General features: G+C 72.8%; 19 protein-coding genes. 8 read left to right on the top strand and 11 right to left on the bottom strand.

Features of this window, described 5'->3' with window-relative positions:
* Both MBSD_RS01255 and MBSD_RS15080 read left to right on the top strand, forming a co-directional pair.
* The coding region (locus MBSD_RS01255; protein WP_425478082.1) for an RHS repeat-associated core domain-containing protein at window positions 1-1,010 on the top strand (1,010 nt) is incomplete at its 5' end.
* The gene (locus tag MBSD_RS15080) at window positions 997-1,392 is read left to right on the top strand and encodes a hypothetical protein (protein WP_148667782.1); all 396 of its coding nucleotides are present in this window, start codon (window positions 997-999) and stop codon (window positions 1,390-1,392) included. The genes MBSD_RS01255 and MBSD_RS15080, both read left to right, overlap by 14 nt.
* A gap of 46 nt (window positions 1,393-1,438) precedes the next feature.
* Here MBSD_RS15080 and tatC read toward each other — a convergent pair whose 3' ends face one another.
* The 4 genes from tatC to MBSD_RS01235 all read right to left on the bottom strand — a co-directional run bounded on the left by tatC (window position 1,439) and on the right by MBSD_RS01235 (window position 3,709).
* Window positions 1,439-2,224 (bottom strand): twin-arginine translocase subunit TatC, encoded by a 786-nt coding sequence (gene tatC / locus MBSD_RS01250; protein WP_062534317.1) that lies wholly within the window; start codon window positions 2,222-2,224, stop codon window positions 1,439-1,441.
* Window positions 2,199-2,570 carry a Sec-independent protein translocase protein TatB gene (tatB, locus tag MBSD_RS01245; RefSeq protein WP_062534315.1) on the bottom strand — a complete coding sequence of 124 codons (372 nt, stop codon included), beginning with the start codon at window positions 2,568-2,570 and terminating at the stop codon, window positions 2,199-2,201. The genes tatC and tatB overlap by 26 nt, the downstream gene beginning before the upstream one ends.
* Window positions 2,571-2,573: 3 nt before the next feature.
* Complete coding sequence (tatA, locus tag MBSD_RS01240) at window positions 2,574-2,819, bottom strand: Sec-independent protein translocase subunit TatA (protein ID WP_062534313.1); 246 nt, start codon at window positions 2,817-2,819, stop codon at window positions 2,574-2,576.
* A gap of 194 nt (window positions 2,820-3,013) precedes the next feature.
* Complete coding sequence (locus tag MBSD_RS01235) at window positions 3,014-3,709, bottom strand: lipid-binding SYLF domain-containing protein (protein WP_062534311.1); 696 nt, start codon at window positions 3,707-3,709, stop codon at window positions 3,014-3,016.
* Window positions 3,710-3,830: 121 nt separating this feature from the next.
* Here MBSD_RS01235 and hemH point away from each other — a divergent pair, with 121 nt between their 5' ends.
* The 5 genes from hemH (at window position 3,831) to MBSD_RS01210 (ending at window position 9,184) form a co-directional block, all read left to right on the top strand.
* Window positions 3,831-4,955, top strand: a complete 1,125-nt coding sequence (gene hemH, locus MBSD_RS01230; protein WP_062534309.1) for a ferrochelatase — start codon at window positions 3,831-3,833, stop codon at window positions 4,953-4,955.
* Complete coding sequence (locus tag MBSD_RS01225) at window positions 4,942-5,790, top strand: alpha/beta fold hydrolase (RefSeq protein WP_062534306.1); 849 nt, start codon at window positions 4,942-4,944, stop codon at window positions 5,788-5,790. The genes hemH and MBSD_RS01225 overlap by 14 nt, the downstream gene beginning before the upstream one ends.
* A 122-nt stretch (window positions 5,791-5,912) precedes the next feature.
* Window positions 5,913-6,929: a TlpA family protein disulfide reductase gene (locus MBSD_RS01220; protein WP_062534321.1), complete on the top strand. Its 1,017-nt coding sequence runs from the start codon at window positions 5,913-5,915 to the stop codon at window positions 6,927-6,929.
* 48 nt (window positions 6,930-6,977) lie between these two features.
* Window positions 6,978-7,373 carry a cupin domain-containing protein gene (locus MBSD_RS01215; protein WP_062534304.1) on the top strand — a complete coding sequence of 132 codons (396 nt, stop codon included), beginning with the start codon at window positions 6,978-6,980 and terminating at the stop codon, window positions 7,371-7,373.
* Window positions 7,374-7,438: 65 nt separating this feature from the next.
* Window positions 7,439-9,184 carry a protein-disulfide reductase DsbD family protein gene (locus tag MBSD_RS01210; protein WP_062534302.1) on the top strand — a complete coding sequence of 582 codons (1,746 nt, stop codon included), beginning with the start codon at window positions 7,439-7,441 and terminating at the stop codon, window positions 9,182-9,184.
* A 6-nt stretch (window positions 9,185-9,190) separates the two neighbouring features.
* On the opposite strand, the gene MBSD_RS01205 is transcribed toward MBSD_RS01210, so the two are convergent.
* From MBSD_RS01205 to MBSD_RS01185, 5 genes are all read right to left on the bottom strand, one after another.
* Entirely contained in the window at window positions 9,191-10,366 is a 1,176-nt protein-coding gene (locus MBSD_RS01205) for an ABC transporter permease (protein ID WP_062534300.1), read from the bottom strand.
* A complete protein-coding gene (locus tag MBSD_RS01200; protein ID WP_062534298.1) occupies window positions 10,363-11,097 on the bottom strand; it encodes an ABC transporter ATP-binding protein in 735 nt (244 codons plus the stop codon). The genes MBSD_RS01205 and MBSD_RS01200 overlap by 4 nt, the downstream gene beginning before the upstream one ends.
* Window positions 11,098-11,418: 321 nt before the next feature.
* Window positions 11,419-12,963: an alpha/beta hydrolase gene (locus MBSD_RS01195; protein WP_062534296.1), complete on the bottom strand. Its 1,545-nt coding sequence runs from the start codon at window positions 12,961-12,963 to the stop codon at window positions 11,419-11,421.
* Between the two features lie 2 nt (window positions 12,964-12,965).
* Window positions 12,966-13,163 carry a helix-turn-helix transcriptional regulator gene (locus MBSD_RS01190; RefSeq protein WP_062534294.1) on the bottom strand — a complete coding sequence of 66 codons (198 nt, stop codon included), beginning with the start codon at window positions 13,161-13,163 and terminating at the stop codon, window positions 12,966-12,968.
* Between the two features lie 3 nt (window positions 13,164-13,166).
* Window positions 13,167-13,769, bottom strand: coding sequence for a hypothetical protein (locus MBSD_RS01185; protein WP_062534292.1), 603 nt, complete (start codon window positions 13,767-13,769; stop codon window positions 13,167-13,169).
* A 226-nt stretch (window positions 13,770-13,995) separates the two neighbouring features.
* Here MBSD_RS01185 and MBSD_RS01180 point away from each other — a divergent pair, with 226 nt between their 5' ends.
* The gene (locus MBSD_RS01180; RefSeq protein ID WP_062534319.1) at window positions 13,996-14,247 is read left to right on the top strand and encodes a DUF1272 domain-containing protein; all 252 of its coding nucleotides are present in this window, start codon (window positions 13,996-13,998) and stop codon (window positions 14,245-14,247) included.
* Window positions 14,248-14,258: 11 nt separating this feature from the next.
* On the opposite strand, the gene MBSD_RS01175 is transcribed toward MBSD_RS01180, so the two are convergent.
* Window positions 14,259-17,330, bottom strand: coding sequence for an efflux RND transporter permease subunit (locus MBSD_RS01175; RefSeq protein ID WP_062534291.1), 3,072 nt, complete (start codon window positions 17,328-17,330; stop codon window positions 14,259-14,261).
* Window positions 17,330-18,086 (bottom strand): hypothetical protein (locus MBSD_RS15290; RefSeq protein ID WP_201797439.1); only part of this gene is annotated, 757 nt, incomplete at its 5' end. The genes MBSD_RS15290 and MBSD_RS01175, both read right to left, overlap by 1 nt.

The following is an 18,086-nucleotide window of genomic DNA, read 5'->3' as shown; positions in this document are numbered from 1 at the left end:
CGCGCTGTGAAAACCGAGGTTACACAGTTCGTTTGACAGACCCACACGGATGCCACACCACCATGCGAACCTGGATCGCCTGTGTCTTCCTGACACTGCTCAACGCGCCCTTCCTGCATGCAGAAGAGGTGGTGTACTACCACACCGATGCGTTGGGTTCTGTAGCAGTAATCACCGACGCCAATCGCAACGTCATCGAACGCACACGTTACGCGCCGTACGGTGGCACCATCAATCGACCGCTGCACGACGGGCCGGGGTACACCGGACACGAAACCGACGCGAACACCGGATTCGTGTACATGCAACAGCGATATTACGACCCCATGCTGGGAAGGTTTTTGAGTGCGGATCCCTCAGCACCTGACGCCGCCAATACCGGTGGTAACTTTAATCGCTACTGGTATGCCAATAACAATCCCTACAGAAATATCGACCCCGATGGCAGGGATTGCAGAACATCAAAAGGCATGACCACATGCGACATTATGGTAACAGGCAGCCACATTCCGAAGAAAATTTCCTTCCCCACGCCGCGCGGCGGTCTCCCAGCACTGCTGAAGAGCTCCGCAATCAACGAACACAACTACGTGCGGTCCACACCGCATAACAAATCGGACAGCGCGGTTCAACAGGCAATGATCAACGATCCAACCCCAGGACCGAATGACAAGCCTGCAACGCCATTCGGCACCTACAACGATGCGTCACCGGGTGGTGGGCGTGGTCTTCTTGCAGAAGTCAGCGCTGCAATATTCGGTGATGACCCGAAGAGCCCTGTGATGAGCTATAGCATCAAGGACAGTAGCGGCAACAAATGGGAACTAAACGTAACGATGCCGGGGCACGGGCTCCATTTCGGGTACGTACTGCGAGGGTCGGTTGATCATAAGGCGATGTCCATAGGTGAAGGGTGGGCTTGGAAGCAGATGGATATAGTGCCGGGGGCGGAATATGTAGATGACGTTTGGAATGCACAGAATCAGCAGAACATCGATGAAGCGCATTAGTCGAAAGCTCTTCAGGATTGCGGTAATTGGTGCCGCAACATTGGTGCTGCTTGCGCCAGGAATGGTCATGGCCGCAGCCTGGACCGCAGCTAACCTTGTTATTGCCTTAATCGCAATTGTTGCCACCATTGCGGCAGCTACTTGGGCACCAAGAATTCGATGGTTTAGTGCGATCATGGCCTCTCTATTGATCGCGATCCCGCCCTACCCGTACTGGCTTTTCAGTAGCAATTCACGCGGATGGTATCTGCACTTTTTTGATGGATTTAATGTGCAGAACTTACCCATTTTGGGTTTTGCACTGTATTTTGCAATGGCATTGTTTCTCTTCGGGGCAATCTTCTGGGCCGTGAGGACTCCAACCCAGAACCAGACCGCATAGGCCGGGCTGATAAAGCCAACGGCAAATCTGCATCCAGCGTAAGTCGTCATTCTTCCTGGCGCGGACTTGGATGGGCTATGCCCTCGTTCCCCTCCGCGCGCGGCTTGACCAGGAAGCGCGCGGCCAGCACGCCCAGCTCGTAGAGCAGGCACATCGGCACGGCCAGCAGGGTCTGCGAGAGGATGTCGGGCGGCGTCAGGATCGCCGCCACCACGAAGCAGCCGACGATCACGTAGCCGCGGCTCTTCACCAGCTGCGCGGGCGTCAGCAGGCCGACCGCCACCAGGATCACCACCGCCACCGGCACTTCGAAGCACAGGCCGAAGGCGAGGAAGATCACCAGCACGAAATCGAGGTAGTGGCCGATGTCGGTCATCATCGCCACGCCCTGCGGCGTGATGCTGGTGAGGAAGCGGAACACCATCGGCAGCACGAGGAAATAGGCGAACGCGCAGCCGAGGTAGAACAGCGCCACCGCGGAGACCAGCAGCGGTTGCGCCAGGCGCTTCTCGTGGCGGTACAGGCCCGGGCTGACGAACGCCCACAGCTGGTACAGCACCACCGGCATGGCCAGGAACAGCGCGGCGAAGAACGCCAGCTTCAGCGGCGTGAAGAACGGGCTGGCCACCTCGATCGCCACCAGGTGCGCGCCTTCCGGCAGGCGCTCGACCAGCGGCCGCGCCAGCGCCGAGTACAGCCGATTGGCGAACGGCACCAGCGCCAGCAGCACCAGCAGCACCGCGGCGATCGCCTTCAGCAGGCGCGCGCGCAGTTCGATCAGGTGGCTGAGGAAGCCGAGCTCCTCGTCAGGTTGCGGGTCGCGGCGGCTCATCGGTCGGCGGCTTCTCGGTCGGCGGCTTCTCGGTCGGCGCCGCGTCGGCGGGCGGCGCGGCCGCGCTTTCCGCGGTCTTGCGGATGGAGTGCTCGGCCTCGTCGAGGCCACGGCGCAGGCGATCGGCCGCCTCGCGCGTCTGCGCGGCGGCGTTGCGCGCCTGCTTCTTCAGCTCTTCCAGTTCCAGCTCGCGCTCGACCTCGGCCTGCACGCTGGCCCAACCTTGGCGCGCGCGACGCAGCAGCGCGCCCAGCGTGCGCGCGGCGCCGGGCAGGCGCTCGGGGCCGAGCACCACCAGCGCCACCACCGCGATCAGCAGCAGCTCGCTGAAGCCGACGTCGAACATGGTTCAGTCGGCGCGGTCGCGCGACTCGCTCTTGCCGGCCGGCGCCGCCGCCGGCGGATCGGCGCGCAGTTGCTCGGGCTTGTCGGCCTTGTCGGCCTTCTCGTCCTCGGCGCCCTCGTTCAGGCCCTTCTTGAAGTCGCGCACCGCGGCGCCGAGGTCGGAGCCGATGTTGCGCAGCCGCTTGGTGCCGAAGATCACCAGCACGATGACCAGCACCAGCAGCCAGTGCCAGATGCTCATACCGCCCATGACAAAACCCTCGCGAAGAATCGGATTCCAACACCGGACCGGGCAGCGCTCGGCCGCCTCACGGACGCCGTTCCGCGGCTTCCGCGCCGCCTTGCCCGCGGGCAGGCGGCCGTCCAGGCGATCGCCCGCGCGGTCGCGGGCGAAACGAAAACGGGCCGGACGACCCGGCCCGTTCGGCACCGCGGCGTCCTGCGCTACTGCGCAGTGTACTCCTCCAGCCGGTCGCGGAAGTCGACCACCGGCCCCGGCACGCCGCCGACGCCGCCCTCGAAGATGCGGCGCGCGGTCACGCCCTGGCCGTAGACCAGCTCGTTGGCGTCGTTGTCGATGCGCAGCGCCGAGCCGTCCAGGGCGACGCCGGCGAACAGGCCGCGCGAGCGCGAGTAGGAATAGATCTCGGCGTGCAGCGCCGCGTCGGTGGAGGCGTTGGCGTAGCGGCCGACCGGGCCGGCCGCGGCCTGCGCGTCGGCGCCGAGGGTGAACTTGCCGTTGACGATGCCGTCGACGCCGCGCTGGGTGCGGAACACCAGCACGATGTCGGTGGAGGACACGCCGGCCTGGAAGCCGACGCTGCCGCCGGTGAGGCTGATGAAGCTCGGGTTGGACCAGGTGCCGTCCGCCGACTTCACCGAGATCAGGCCCTCGCCGTGGCGGCCGCCGAAGATGAAGCCGGCCTTGACCACGTCGGGGATCACGGCGATCGCGTAGGCGTTCTTCAGCAGGTCCAGCGGGATCGCCTTGTCCGGCGCCTGCTGCATGGTTTCGTTGAGCACGCGCACCGCGTTCTGCGCGCGCTCGAGCACTTTGTCGCGCGTCTCCGCGGCGTTCGCGAGCAGCGGCACGAGGGCGAGCAGGGCCAGCGCGGACAGGCGGCGCAGCAGCGGTTTCATGGGCGTGTCCTCCGGGACGGGGATGCGGAAGGCTAGGGGCGGCGCGGCCAACGCCCGCTTAACGGACGCGGGACCGGCGGTGCGCTGTGGCAGACTGCGTCGCGTCGCCGGAGTTCCCGCCATGTCCGCATCCTCCCGCTACGTCGGCCTCGCCGGCTACACGCACGACCGCCCGCCGCAGGCGGCGGTGCTGCTGGTCAACCTCGGCACGCCGGAGGCGCCGACCGCCGCCGCGCTGCGCCCCTACCTCGCCGAGTTCCTGTCCGATCCGCGCGTGATCGAATATCCGCGCTGGCTGTGGCGGGCGATCCTGCACGGGGTGATCCTGCGCCTGCGCCCGCGCCGCTCGGCGCACGCCTACGCGCGCATCTGGACGCCGCAGGGCTCGCCGCTGCGCACCGGCAGCGAGGCGCTGGCGAAGGCGTTGGGCGCGGAGCTGGCGCAGCGCCGGCCGGGGCCGCTGCGGGTGGCGCTGGCGATGCGCTACGGCACGCCGTCGGTGCGCGAGACGGTGATCCGCCTGCAGCAGGAGGGCGTGCGCCGGCTGCTGGTGCTGCCGCTGTATCCGCAGTATTCGGCGACCTCCACCGGCTCGGCGCTCGATGCCGTCGCCGACACCGTGAAGGCGCTGCGCTGGCCGCCGGAGCTGCGCGTCGTCAACGACTACCACGACCACCCCGGCTACATCGCCGCGCTGGCCGCCGGCGTCGAGGCGCACTGGGCGCTGCACGGCCGCGGCGAGCGTCTGCTGCTCAGCTTCCACGGCATCCCGCGGCGCTACGTGCGCGCCGGCGATCCGTACTACTGCCAGTGCCAGGCCACGGCGCGCCTGCTGACGGAGAAGCTCGGTCTGCCGCGCGAGCGGGTGATCGTCGCATTCCAGTCGCGCGTCGGCCGCGAGCGCTGGCTCGAGCCGTACACCGACGCCACCGTCAAGGCGCTGCCGGCGCAGGGCGTGAAGTCGCTGGACGTGCTCTGCCCCGGCTTCGCGGTGGACTGCCTGGAGACGCTGGAGGAGATCGCCATGCAGAACCGCGAGGAATTCCTCACCGCCGGCGGCGAGCGCTTCCACTACATCCCCGCGCTGAACGACACGCCGCCGCACGTGCGCGCGCTGGCCGAGCTGGCGCTGACGCACATGCAGGGCTGGCCGGAAGCCGCGCCCGGCTACGACCACGCCGCGGCCGCGGCGCGCCAGATCGAGGCCAAGCGCCGCGCGGAGGCCGCCGGCCATGACGCCGCTTGAGCTGGAACTGGCGCTGCCGGCGACCACGCTGGCCGCGCGCGCCTGGGGCGACGCCGCCGCGCCGCCGCTGCTGGCGCTGCACGGCTGGCTGGACAACGCCGCCAGCTTCGACGCGCTGGCGCCGCGCCTCGCCGCGCGCTTCCGCGTGATCGCGCTGGACCTGCCCGGCCACGGCCGCAGCGCGCACCTGCCGGCGGGCACGCACTACCACTTCGTCGACTACCTCGACGCCGCGCTCGGCGCCGCCGAGGCGCTCGGCCTCGAGCGCTTCCGCCTGCTCGGCCACTCGCTCGGCGCCGGCGTCGCCAGCCTGCTCGCCGCGGCGGCGCCGCAGCGCATCGAGCGCCTGGCGCTGATCGAAGGGCTGGGGCCGATCGCCGACGATCCGTCGCACACGCTCGCGCGCTTCCGCGACGCGGTCGCGCGCCGGCGCGGCGCCGAGGACAAGCGCACGCGCCTGTTCGCCCGCGTCGAGGACGCGGTGGAGGCGCGCGTGCGCGCCGGCGGCCTCGACGCCGCGCAGGCGCGGCCGATCGTCGAGCGCGGCGTGAAGGCGGTCGCCGGCGGCTACACCTGGTCCAGCGATCCGCGCCTGACCCTGCCGACGCCGCTGCGCATCGAGGAGCTGCAGCTGCGCCGCGTGCTGGCCGGCATCGAGGCGCCGGCCCTGCTGCTGCTCGCCGATCCGCCGACGCCCTACCTGCCGACGGCGATGATGGACGCGCGCGCCGCCTGCGTCGCCGACATCCGCGTGCAGCGCCTGCCCGGCGGCCACCACCTGCACCTCGACGCCACGGCGTCGGTGGCCGAGGCGCTGCTGCCGTTCCTCGCCTGACGTTCGCGCGGCCCCGGCCTGCGCCGCGGGCGTCTGGCTCCATGGAATTGATCGATCCTGGCCCGTGACCGGGGCCAGCCGTCACGCGACCATGCGCGCACTGCCCCTCGCTGGAGATGCGCGTGCGTACCCTGCTCGTGTGGTGTTTCCTGCTCGCCTGCGCGCCGGCCTGGGCGCAGAGCGGCCAGCAGCGCGCGCGCGCCGCCGGCAGCGACCTGGTCGGCACGCCGGCGCCGCGGCTGGTGCTGAAGACGATCGACGGCCAGACCCTCGATCTCGGCCGGCTGTACGGCAAGCAGGCCGTCTACCTCAAGTTCTGGGCCACCTGGTGCGTGCCCTGCCGCGAGCAGATGCCGCACCTCGAGCGCACCTTCGAGCAGGCCGGACCGAACCTCGCGGTGATCGCGATCAACGCCGGTTTCGACGACACGCTGGCCGACGTGCAGCGCTATCGCCGCGAGCTCGGCCTGAAGATGCCGATCGTGCTGGACGACGGCACGCTGGGCCAGGCGTTTCGTCTGCGCGTCACGCCGCAGCACATCGTGATCGGCCGCGACGGCCGCATCCAGTACGTCGGCCATCTCGCCGATGCGCGCCTCGACGCCGCGCTCGCCGCCGCGCAGGCACCCGCCGCGACGGTGGCGGACGCGAAGGGCGCGCCGGTCGACCTGCCGCCGATCGGCATCGGCGACCGCGTGCCGGCGCTCGCCGCAAGCACGCTGGACGGCGCACCGTTCCGCCTGCGCGACGGCGGCCGGCCGACCGTGCTGGCGTTCCTGTCGCCGTGGTGCGAGACCTATCTCGACGGCAAGCGCGCCGGCGCGCGTCCGGCGCTGGCGGCGAGCTGCCGCGCCGCGCGCGAGCAGGTCGACGCGCTGGCGCAGCGTCATCCGGACGTGCGCTGGCTCGGCGTCGCCTCCGGCCTGTGGGCGACGCCGGGCGAGCTGCGCGAGTACCGCAAGGCCTACGGCGTGACGATCCCGCTGACGCTGGACGCCGCCGGCACCTGGTTCCGCGCCTTCCGCGTGATGCACGTGCCCACGCTGCTGCTGATCGACCGACAAGGCCGTCTCGCCCGCCGGCTGGAAGGCGTCGGGCCGCAGTTCGAGGCCGAGCTGAAGGCGCTGTCCGCGCCGTGATCGCCGCGCGTGCCCGGCGCGCGCGTCCCTCCGTCCGAGGAGTCCGTCATGCCTCTCCGTTTCGCCATCCACGCCCTGCTGCTGCCGGTGGCGCTGGCGTGCGCGGGCGCCGTGCACGCGCACGGCGTCGGCGAGCGCGCGCTGCTCGAGGCCGATCTCGCCAACGTGTCCGGCGCGCATCTGTCGGCGATCACGGTGACCTACGCGCCGGGCGCGAAGTCGTCGCCGCACCGGCACGCGGGCGCCGCGTTCGTCTACGTGCTCGCCGGCCGCGTGCGCAGCCAGGTCGAGGGCCAGCCGGTGCGCACCTATCGCGCCGGCGAGAGCTGGTTCGAACCGGCCGGCGCGCTGCACGCCGTCTGCGAGAACCCCAGCGCGCGCACGCCGGCCGAGTTCCTGGTGGTGTTCGTGGAAGCGCGCGCGCCGACCCCCGCGACGCCGTGACGCGCGCGGCACACGCCGCGCGTCGCCTTCCCTTCCGTTGCGCCCATCCTGTGAGAGACGCCTCGATGCTCCGCTTCCTCCGGCCGTTCGCCTGCCTCCTGCTGTTCGCGGCGATGATCCCCGCGCTCGCCCAGTCGTCGCTCCCCGCCGCCGCGGCGTCCGCGGCCGACGCGCCCGCCGTCGACGACGAGCCGCTGCCCGTCGACCAGGCGTTCGCGCTCTCGGTCCGCGCCGACGGCCCGGCGCGGCTGCTGCTGCACTGGACGATCGCCCAGGGCTACTACCTCTACCGCGACCGCACCACGATCGCACTGGCCGACGCCGGCGGCGCGCGTCTCGGTGCGCCGCAGTGGCCGCGCGGCGTCACCCACCAGGATCCGCAGTTCGGCGAGACGGTCGTCTACTACGACACGGTGGACGTGCCCGTGGCCGTGCAGCGCAACGGCGCGGCGTCGCTGCCGCTGCGCCTCCGCGTGCGCTTCCAGGGCTGCCAGGAAGGCAGCGTGTGCTATCCGCCGACCACGCGCGAGATCGCGGTCGCGCTGCCCGCCGGCGCTGCGGAGGTCGCGGCCGCGGACGTGCGCGGCGGCGGCGTCAGCGCCGCCGGCTTCGCCGCCGCGCTGCTGGCGGCGCTGCTCGGCGGGCTGATCCTCAACCTGATGCCGTGCGTGCTGCCGATCCTGTCGCTGAAGGCGATGGCGCTGGCCGAGAGCGGCGAAAGCCCGGCGGCGGCGCGGCGCCATGCGCTTGCCTACACCGCCGGCGTGCTCTGCGCGTTCGCCGCGCTGGGCGCCTGCGTGTGGCTGCTGCGCGGCGCCGGGCAGGCGCTGGGCTGGGGTTTCCAGCTGCAGCAGCCGGCGCTGGTCGGTGCGCTGGTGCTGGTGATGGTCGCGGTGGGGCTCGGCATGTCGGGCGTGGTGCAGTTCGGCGCCGGACTCGCCGGCGGCGCGCTGGCGCAGCGCGGCGGGCCGTGGGCGGACTTCCTCACCGGCGTGCTCGCCTGCGTGGTCGCCAGCCCGTGCACCGCGCCCTTCATGGGCAGCGCGCTGGCGTTCGCGCTGTACGCACCGATCGCGCTGGCGCTGGCGGTGTTCCTCGCGCTCGGCCTGGGACTCGCGCTGCCGTTCCTGCTGATCGGCCTGTGCCCGCCGCTGCGGCGCTGGCTGCCGCGGCCGGGCCGCTGGATGGAGACGCTGAAGCAGCTGCTGGCCTATCCGATGTATCTCGCCGCGGTGTGGCTGCTATGGGTGCTGGGCCGGCTGCGCGGCGTAGACGCGATGGCGCTGGCGCTGGTCGCCGCGGTGACGCTCGCGCTCGGCCTGTGGTGGCTGGAGCGCCAGCGCTACGGCCGACGCGCGCAGCGCGCGCTGGCCTGGCTGCTGATCGCCGCGTCCTGCCTGCCGCTGGCGGCGCTGCCCGGCGCGACGGCGGTGCAGTCCACCGACGCGGCGCGCCGCGCCCTCGTGCCGGGCAGCATCGCCTACAGCGCGGAGCGGCTCGCTGCGCTGCGTCGCGCCGGCGAGCCGGTGTTCGTCGACGTCTCCACCGACTGGTGCATCACCTGCAAGGCCAACGAACGCGCGGTGCTGTCCACCGCCGCGTTCCGCGCGCTGCTCGCGCGCACCGGCACCGCCTACCTGGTGGCCGACTACACCGACGGCGAGCCGGCGATCACCGCGCTGCTCGACCGCTACCGCGCGGTCGGCGTGCCGCTGTACCTGGCGTTCCCGCGCGGCGGCGGCGACGCCCGCAAGCTGCCCGCCGTGCTCACCCTGGGCGAGCTGCAGCGGGCATTCGCCGCCGCGCGCTGACGGCGCTCATGCCGAGACCGCCAGCCGCTCCGAGCGGTAGATGCGCGCGGTGACCGCGATGGCGATCGCCGCGGCGACGGCGCTGCCGGCGATGCAGGCCGCCAGCGCGGGCGCCGCCACGCCGTCGCCGCGCATCAGCCGCGTGATCGCCAGGTTCTGTCCGACCACCGGGATCGCGTACATCCACGCCTGCGCCTTCACCGGCAGGATCGACAGCAGGATCGACGGCAGCGCCGGCACGATCATCAGCAGCGACAGATAGGTCTGCGCCTCGCGATGGCTCTTGGCGAACGCCGACACCAGGGTCTGCAGCGCCGCCAGCAGCAGCACCAGCGGCAGCATCGCCAGCAGCGTGGTCGCGGTGAAACGCGGACCCAGCTCCAGCGCCATGCCGATCTTCTCCGTCGGCAGCAGGTGCCCGGCGACGGCGAAGGCGAGGATGCTGAGCAGCACGGTGACCGTGGCGAACGCGCTGGTCGCGCCGAGCTTGCCGGCGAGGATCTGCCAGCGCGGCGCCGGATTGGCCAGCAGCGGTTCCAGCGACTGCCGCTCGCGCTCGCCGGCGGTGGTGTCGATGGCCAGCGCCATGCCGCCGATGAAGGCGCCGAGCACGAAGAAGTACGGCAGCATCGCGAACAGGATGCCGGCGCGGCTCTGCGGCGTGGACTGGTCGCGTTCCGCCACCACCACCGGATGGGTCACCGTCGGCGCGATGCCGCGCGCGACCAGGCGCAGCGCGGCGGTGCGCTGGCCGTACAGCTCCAGCATCTTCTGCAGGCGCTCCACCGGGCCGCGCGTCTCGCGCTGCGAGGCGTCGTACACCAGCTCGACCTGCGCCGGCTCGCCCTTGCGCCAGGACTCGGCGTAGCTGGCCGGGATGCGCAGCACCAGGTCGGCATCCTGCTCGCGCACGGCGCGTTCCGGATCCGCCGGCCCGGGTTCGATCACGGCGCCCATCGCGCGCAGCGAAGCGATCAGGTTGGGCGCGCGCTCGGCGCCGACCACCGGCAGCGGCAGCGGCTGTTCCGCCTTGGCGAGCTCGCGCGCGACCACGGTGTTGAACACCAGCACGAAGATCAGCGGCGCCATCAGCGGACCGGTGATCAGCGTGTTCAGCACGGTGCGGCGGTCGCGCAGATTCTCGCGCACTTCCTTCAGCATCACGATCCATGCGGGTTTCATGCGGCGAGGCCCTCCCCCGAGCCGATGATCTTGACGAAGGCGTCCTCCAGGTTGGCCTCGCCGGTCTGCGCGCGCAGCGCGTCGGCGCTGCCGTCGGCGACCACGCGGCCGTGCGCGATCACCACGATGCGGTCGCACAGCGCGGCCACCTCCTGCATGATGTGGCTGGAGAACAGCACGCAGCGGCCCTCGTCGCGCAGCCGGCGCAGGAAGGCGCGCATCGCCCGCGTCGCCATCACGTCGAGGCCGTTGGTCGGCTCGTCGAGGATGATGTTCCTCGGGTCGTGCACCAGCGCGCGCGCGATCGCGGTCTTGACGCGCTGGCCCTGCGAGAAGCCTTCGGTGCGGCGATCGGCGATGTCGGCCATGTCCAGCGCGGCGATCAGCGCGTCGCTGCGCGCGCGCAGGGCGGCCTCGTCGAGGCCCTGCAGGCGGCCGAAGTAGGCGATGTTCTCGCGCGCGGTGAGGCGCTTGTACAGGCCGCGCGCGTCCGGCAGCACGCCGAGGCGGCGGCGCACCGACACCGGATCGCGCGCCGCGTCGATGCCGTCGACCAGCACCCGGCCGGCATCGGGTTTCATCAGCGTGTAGAGCATGCGCAGCGTGGTGGTCTTGCCGGCGCCGTTCGGGCCGAGCAGGCCGGTGATCTCGCCGTCGCGGGCGGTGAAGCTGACGCCGTCGACGGCCTTCACCGTGCCGAACGCCTTGTGCAGGTCCTTCAGTTCGATCATGGCGCGGCTCCGTATCCGATGGACGAAGCCGGCCCGTCCTGGGCCGCCTTCGTCTCGCCGAGTCCGGCGCGGGTCCGGACTCGGCTCCGCCGCGGCCGTTCCGGCCGCGCGTCGCCGCGCATGCAACCGCGGCTCTCTGTCGTCTGCTTCATGGCGCGGCTCCGTATCCGATGGACGAAGCCGGCCCGTCCTGGGCCGCCTTCGTCTCGCCGAGTCCGGCGCGGGTCCGGACTCGGCTCCGCCGCGGCCGTTCCGGCCGCGCGTCGCGCCATCCATGGCGCGCGTCGCCGCGCATGCAACCACGGCTCTCTGTCGTCTGCTTCATGGCGCGGCTCCGTTGAAATCCGTGAAGGCGGGCAGCGGCGCCAGCGCATCGAGGCAGGAGGCGTCCAGCGCCTTCGCGTCGAGCTTGTCGACGAACTCGCCGACCAGCCGCGGCATGCAGCCGCGACCGATGACGTTGTGGCCCTGGCCCTTGGCGAGCAGCAGGCGGCCGTTCGGCAGGCCGCGCAGCACCTGCTCGCCGTAGCGCGGCGGCGTGACCGGATCGAGCTCGCCTTCCAGCAGCAGCACCGGCTTGTCGCTCCGCAGCGGCGCGTGGAAGTCGGCGGGGCGCGCGCCGCGCGGCCACACGTCGCACTCGGCCTTGAACGCCGGCACGATCAGGTCGCCGAGCAGCGTGTCCTGGTCCTGCGGGCGGTCGCGCAGCAGGTCGACGTCCTCGGCGCAGATCACGCTGAGCTGCATGCCGCCGGTCATGGTCTCGGCGAGATCGCCGCGCAGCAGCCGCACCTGCCCCATCAGCGGACCGTAGTGGCCCTGCGCGGCCTGGTCGAGCGTCAGCGGCAGCAGCGCGCTGGTCTCCGGCGCGTAGGCGAACATGCGTACCAGACTGGCCAGCGCGAACTCGCCGAGCGTGCGCGACTGCGGCCGGTAGCTGACCGGATCGCGGTAGCTGACCGTCTGCGGCTGCGCGCGCAGCGCGTCGCGCAGCTTGTACAGCGTGGCGTAGGGATCGCCGAAACGCTGCCTGCAGGCCGGCGTGGCCGTGCAGGCGGCGAACTGCGCCTTCAGCGCCGCCTCGAGGTTCTGCGCGAAGTCCTCGCCCAGCGCCAGCTCGTTCGGCACCACGCTGTCCAGCACCACGCTGCGCACGCCGTCCGGATGGCGCATCAGGTACTGCTGCGCGACGCGCGTGCCGTAGGAGACGCCGACCAGGTCGAAGCGCGGCGCGCCCAGCGCCTGGCGCACGGCCTCGAGGTCCTGCACCGCGTCGGTGGTGGTGTAGTGGCGCGGGTCGGCCTTCTTCGCCACCTCGGCGAGGCACTCGCGCGTCTCGGCGCGGATGCGCTCGAGGTCGATGCGCGGTTCCTCGTCCTGATCGTCGGCGCGCGCGGGCTTGCAGCTCAGCGCGTTCGAACCGCCGGTGCCGCGCTGGTCGATCAGCAGCAGGTGCCGGTGCTTGCGCAGCGACGCCAGCGCGTCGGCGACCGCCGGCCAGCTCTCGATGGCCGACTGGCCGGGGCCGCCGGCGAGGAACACCACGAGGTCGCTGTCGGCCGCGGCGGCGTCGCTCTTCACCAGCGCCAGCTTCAGCGCGATGCGGCGGCCCTGCGGTGCGTCGCGGTTCTCCGGCACCTCGTAGGAAGCGCAGTACGCCGCGGTGGTCGCGCCGGAATGTTTCTGCGCCAGTTGGCAGGCCTTGAAGGTCAGTGTGCCGAGACGCAGCGCGTCCGGCGCGACCTGCACCGCCACCGGCCCGCGCTCGACGGCCGCGCCGTCCTCGTGCGCATGGCGCCACCAGCGGGCGCCGAGGATCAGCGCGGCTGCGAGCACCGCCGGCGCGATCCGCCATTTCCCTTTCATCGTCACTCCTCCCCGGGCACGAAAATGCTCTCGATCGATTGCCGGAACAACCGCGCAATGCGGAACGCCAGCGGCAGGCTGGGATCGTACTTGCCGGTCTCGATCGCGTTGACGGTCTGCCGCGAGACGTCCAGCTGTTCGGCCAGCGCGGCCTGCGACCAGCCGCGCTTCTCGCGCAGTTCGCGGATGCGGTTCTCCATCGGCTAGCGCGCGGCGCCGTCGCCGCGCCGCGCGCGCCGCAGCATCAGCGCGACCGCCGACAGCGCGAACACCGCCGCGATGCCGACGCACACGCCCAGCGCGAACGCCTTGTCGCGCCACCAGGCGTACAGGCCGATCGCGGCGATCAACGCGGCGGTGAGGAAGAAGCGCCGGTGCAGCGGCATGCCGTCGTCCTCGCACAGCGCGTCGCCGCCGTAGCGGCGCACCACCCAGCCGCGCGCCAGGCCGTAGCTGGTCATCAGCAGCGGGAACACGAAGATCAGCGTGGAACCGTCCAGCGGCAGCACCCTGGCGATGGCGAGGAAGCCGCCGATCAGGCTGAGCGTGCCGGTGACCAGCGTGGCCACGCCCAGCGCGACCAGGTGCGTGCGCTGCTCCAGCTCGTCGCTGCGCAGCACGCGCTGCGCCATCAGCGCGATCACGTACAGCATCGGCAGCACCGGCAGCAGCGCCAGCGCGACCTTCAGCGGCAGGCTCGCGGTCTCGCGCACCAGCGGCCAGGCCAGCACCATCACCAGCACGTACACCACCATCGCGGCGAGCACGCGCCACTGGTACTGGCGCACCGACAGCCGCGCGCTCATGCCGGCCGCCGGCGGGTGCCGGTCTCGAGATGAAGCGTAGGCCGCGGCGCGGCGGACAGGTGCACGGAACGCATCACGGCGGGCTCTCCGGCATGTCAAGGATGCTTGACAACGGAGGCTACGCCCCCGCGTCGGCCTATGTCAAGCATCCTTGACAGCGCCGCCGGCGCACGCCGCCGCGCCGCGGCTGTGCTGCAACAGCGGCTCCCTGCCGCGGAGCCATGCGATGCTGGAGATGCGCCCCCACTGCGAGTGCTGCGGCCGCGACCTGCCCGCCGACGCCGCCGGCGCCTGGATCTGCTCGTTCGAGTGCACGTTCTGCGACGACTGCGCGCGCGAACGCCTGCACGGCACCTGCCCCAACTGCGGCGGCGAGCTGCTGCGCCGGCCGACGCGCGCGGCCGCGCTGCCGAGGAAGTATCCGGCCTCGACGCAGCGCCGCGTGCGCGCGGAGCCCTGCCCGCCGGATGCGGCCTGAGCCCTGCGCGCCTAGCCGCGCGCGCCGAGCCAGCGCGCCGCCAGCGCGGGCAGCAGCAGCAGGCTGAGCGCGGTGGAGGTGATAAGGCCGCCGAGCACGACGATCGCCAGCGGCGCCTCGATCTCGTAGCCGGCGCGGCCGAGGCCGAGCGCCAGCGGCAGCAGGCCGAGCGCCGCCACCAGCGCGGTCATCAGCACCGGCACCAGACGCTCGGCGGCGCCGCGCTGCGCCAGCGCCAGATCGAGGCGCGCGCCGGTTTCGGTTTCGAGCTGCTCGTAGTGCGCCAGCAGCAGGATGGCGTTGCGCGCGCTGATGCCGAACACGGTGACCAGGCCGACCGCGGCGCCGATGCTGAGCGGCTGCCGGCTGAGCAGCAGCGCGGCCAGCGCGCCGAGCAGCGCGAACGGCAGGTTCAGCAGCACCAGCGCGGCGTGGCGGCGCTCGCGGAACGCGGACGCCAGCACCAGCACGATCAGCACCAGCGTCGCCGCGCTGGCCAGCCACAGGCGCCGCGCCGCGGCCTGCTGCTCGGCGCCGACGCCGCCGAACGCCACGTCGACGCCTGCCGGCAGGCCGGCGCGCGCCAGCGCCGCGCGCGCGTCGGCGATCACCGCGTCGATGCCGCGGCCCTGCACGTCGAAGCCGACCACCGCGTAGCGGCGACCGCCCTGGTGGCGGATCTGCGCACGCGCGTCCTCCGGCAGCAGCGCGGCGAGCCGCGCGAACGGCACGTAGCCGTCGGCGGCGGTGGGCACCAGCTGGCGCTCGAGTTCCGCGGCGACGTGCTGCGGCGGCAGCGCGAGGCGCAGCACCACCGGCACGGTGCGGTCGCCGGCGTAGAGATCGCCCGCCGGCAGCCCCAGCGTCGCCGCCGCGAGCAGCGTCGCCGGCCACTGCGGATCGACGCCGTAGGCGGTCAGCGCCGCCATGTCCGGCTGCAGGCGGTAGCCCGGCGCGCGCGTGCCGGCGCCGCTCTGCAGGTCGACCACGCCGGGCACCGCGGCCAGCGCGGCGCGCGCCTGCCGCGCGGCGCGGTCGAGCGCATCGAGGTCGTCGCCGTAGAGCTGCACGGCGACCTGCGTGGTCTCGCCGGTCAGCGTCTCGCTGAGGCGGTCGCCGATGAAGGTGACCACCTCGCTCTGCAGGCTGGGGAAGTCCTGCAGCACGCGGCGGATCGCCGCCTGCGCGGCGGTCTGGTCGATCGACGGGTCGTGCTTCAGCTCGACGTGCAGCTCGCCGCGGTCGACCGTCCAGGTGTCCTCGCCCAGCTCCGAGCGGCCGATCTGCTCCTCGACGGTGGCGACCTGCGGCAGCGCGCGCAGGCGCGCGCTCAGCGTCTCGCCGAGGCGCAGCATCTCGGCGCGCGCCATGCCGGGCTGGCGCGCGCTCACCTGGATCACGAAGTGGCTTTCGCGGAAGTCCGGCAGCAGTTGCGCGGGCACGCGCAGCGCCGACGCGGCGACCACGGCGAACGCGGCCAGCAGCAGCGCCAGCGCGCGCCACGGCCGATGTGCCAAGCGCGCGATGGCCGCCGCCTGCGCCGCGCGCAGGCGTGCGAGCCAGCGCGGCTCCGCGCGCGGCGCGCCGCGCGCCAGCAGCAGCGCGGCCAGCGCCGGCGTCACCACCACCGCCACGGCCAGCGAGGCCAGCACCGAGAGGATGAACGCCCACGCCAGCGGCGCGATGAAGCGGCCGGTCACGCCGCTCTGCAGCAGCACCGGCACGAACACAAGCAGCACGACCACGGTGGCGTAGACCATCGCGCCGCGGATTTCGAGCGATGCCTCCAGCACGACGGCGAGGCGCGTGCGCGGCTCCGGCGCGTCGCCGGCGGCGCGCAGGCGGCGCAGGATGTTCTCGACGTCGATGATGGCGTCGTCGACCAGCACGCCCAGCGCCACCGCGAAGCCGCCCAGCGTCATCACGTTCAGGCTGACCCCGGCCCACACCAGCAGCGGCGCGGCGGCGAGCAGCGACAGCGGGATCGCCGCGAACGACACCAGCGCGGCGCGCCAGTCGCGCAGGAACAGCAGCAGCACCGCGGCGACGAAGGCCGCGCCGAGCAGCAGCGCGTCGCGCAGGTTGCCGAGCGCGGCGAGGATGAAGCTGGCCGGACGGTGCAATGCCGGATACAGCAGCATGCCGCGCGCGCGCATGCCCGGCGCCAGCTCGGCCAGGCGCGCCTCCAGCGCGCGCGTCACCGCCAGCGTGTTGGCGCCGTACTGGCCGGACACCGTGAGCAGGATGCCGGGGCGGCCCATGATCAGGGCGTCGCCGTACAACGGCGCCGGCGCGACGCGCACGTCGGCGACGTCGCCGATGGTCAACGGCCGCGCGCCGCGCACGGCCAGCGGCGTCGCCGCCAGCGCCGCCGCGCCGGACGGCAGCGGCACCCGCACCTCCAGGCGCTGCGCGCCGCTCTCGATGTAGCCGGCGCCGTGCGCGGCCAGCGCGCGGCGCAGCGCATCGAGCACGTCGCCCACGCCGAGCCGGTAGGCGAGCAGGCGCTCGGGCCGCACCGCGACGGCGACCTCGCGCACCTCGCCGCCGAACACGGTGACGCGCGCGGCGCCGGGCACGGCCAGCAGCGCCGGCTTCAGCACCCGGTCGGCGTAGTCGCGCAGCGCCATCGGCGACAGGCGCTCGGAGACCAGGCCGAGCTTCAGCACGTCCATCGTCGCCGAGGTCAGCGGCGACAGCCTCGGCGCGCCGACGCCGGCGGGCAGCTGCGGCAGCGCGTCGGCCAGCTGCTCGGCGACGCCCTGGCGCACGCGGTAGGGATCGCTGCCGTCGAGGAAGTCCAGCGTCACCACCGACAGCCCGGCGATCGACTGCGAGCGCATCGTCGCCAGCCCCTGCGCGCCGTTCAGCGCGGCCTCGATCGGCCGCGTCACCAGCTGCTCGACCTGGCCGGGATCGAGCCCGGGCGCTTCGGTCTGCACCGTCACCTGCGGCGGCACGAAGTCCGGCAGCACGTCGTAGGGCGCACGCGGCAGCGCCGACGCGCCGACGGTCAGGCCCAGCAGCACCAGCACGGCGATGCCGACGCGCGCGCGCAGCGCGTGTGCGATCAGCCGGCGCATCAGTCGTCGTCCGCCTCGTCGCCGGCGCCGGCCGCCGGCTTGCGCTCGGCGGCGGCGAGCTGGGCGGCGCCCTGCACCACGACGCGCTCGCCGGCGACGAAGCCGCGCGCGACGCGCCAGCCGTCGGCGACGGCGACGGCGTCGTCCGGCAGCGCGCGCTGCTGGTAGCGATCGCCGCCCAGCGCGACGTAGGCCCAGCGCCGGCCGCCGAGCACGATCACCGTGGCCTCGGGCAGCAGCACGCCGCGCGCGGCCGCGGCGTCGAGACGCGCGCGCAGGCGCTCGCCGGCCTGCAGGCCGCCCGCGTCGACCACGGCCAGCCAGGCCGGCCCGCCGACGATCGACACCGCGCCGCCGGCCGCGCCGAGCACGCGCGCGTCGGGCAGCGCGCCGTCGTCGCTCAAGCGCGTCAGATGCACGCGGTCGCCGGCACCGAGGCGCACCGCGCGATCGGCGAACTCGAGGCGCAGCAGGAACGCGCGGCCGTCGCGCAGCGGACCGAGCAGATCGGGCGACGGCGCGCGCAGCGCCGGCGACCATTCCAGCGCGATGCGCGCGGCCAGGCTGCGCGCCTTGGCCGCGTCGGCCGCGGCCTGCGCCTGCGCCGCCTGCACGCTGCGCAGCGAGGCGTTGTCCTGATCGCGCTGCAGGTCGCGCAGGCGCCGCGCCTCGGCGGCGGAGGCGCGCGCCGCGGCCGCGGCCGCCGCGGCCTCGTCGAGCAGCGTCAGCAGCGCGGCGCCGTCCTGCACCTGCGCG

Origin of the sequence: Mizugakiibacter sediminis (assembly GCF_000953855.2) — a bacterium.
Lineage (GTDB): Bacteria > Pseudomonadota > Gammaproteobacteria > Xanthomonadales > Rhodanobacteraceae > Mizugakiibacter > Mizugakiibacter sediminis.
Note: the sequence above shows the minus strand (reverse complement) of the source record. Positions and strands in the feature narration are given on the sequence as shown.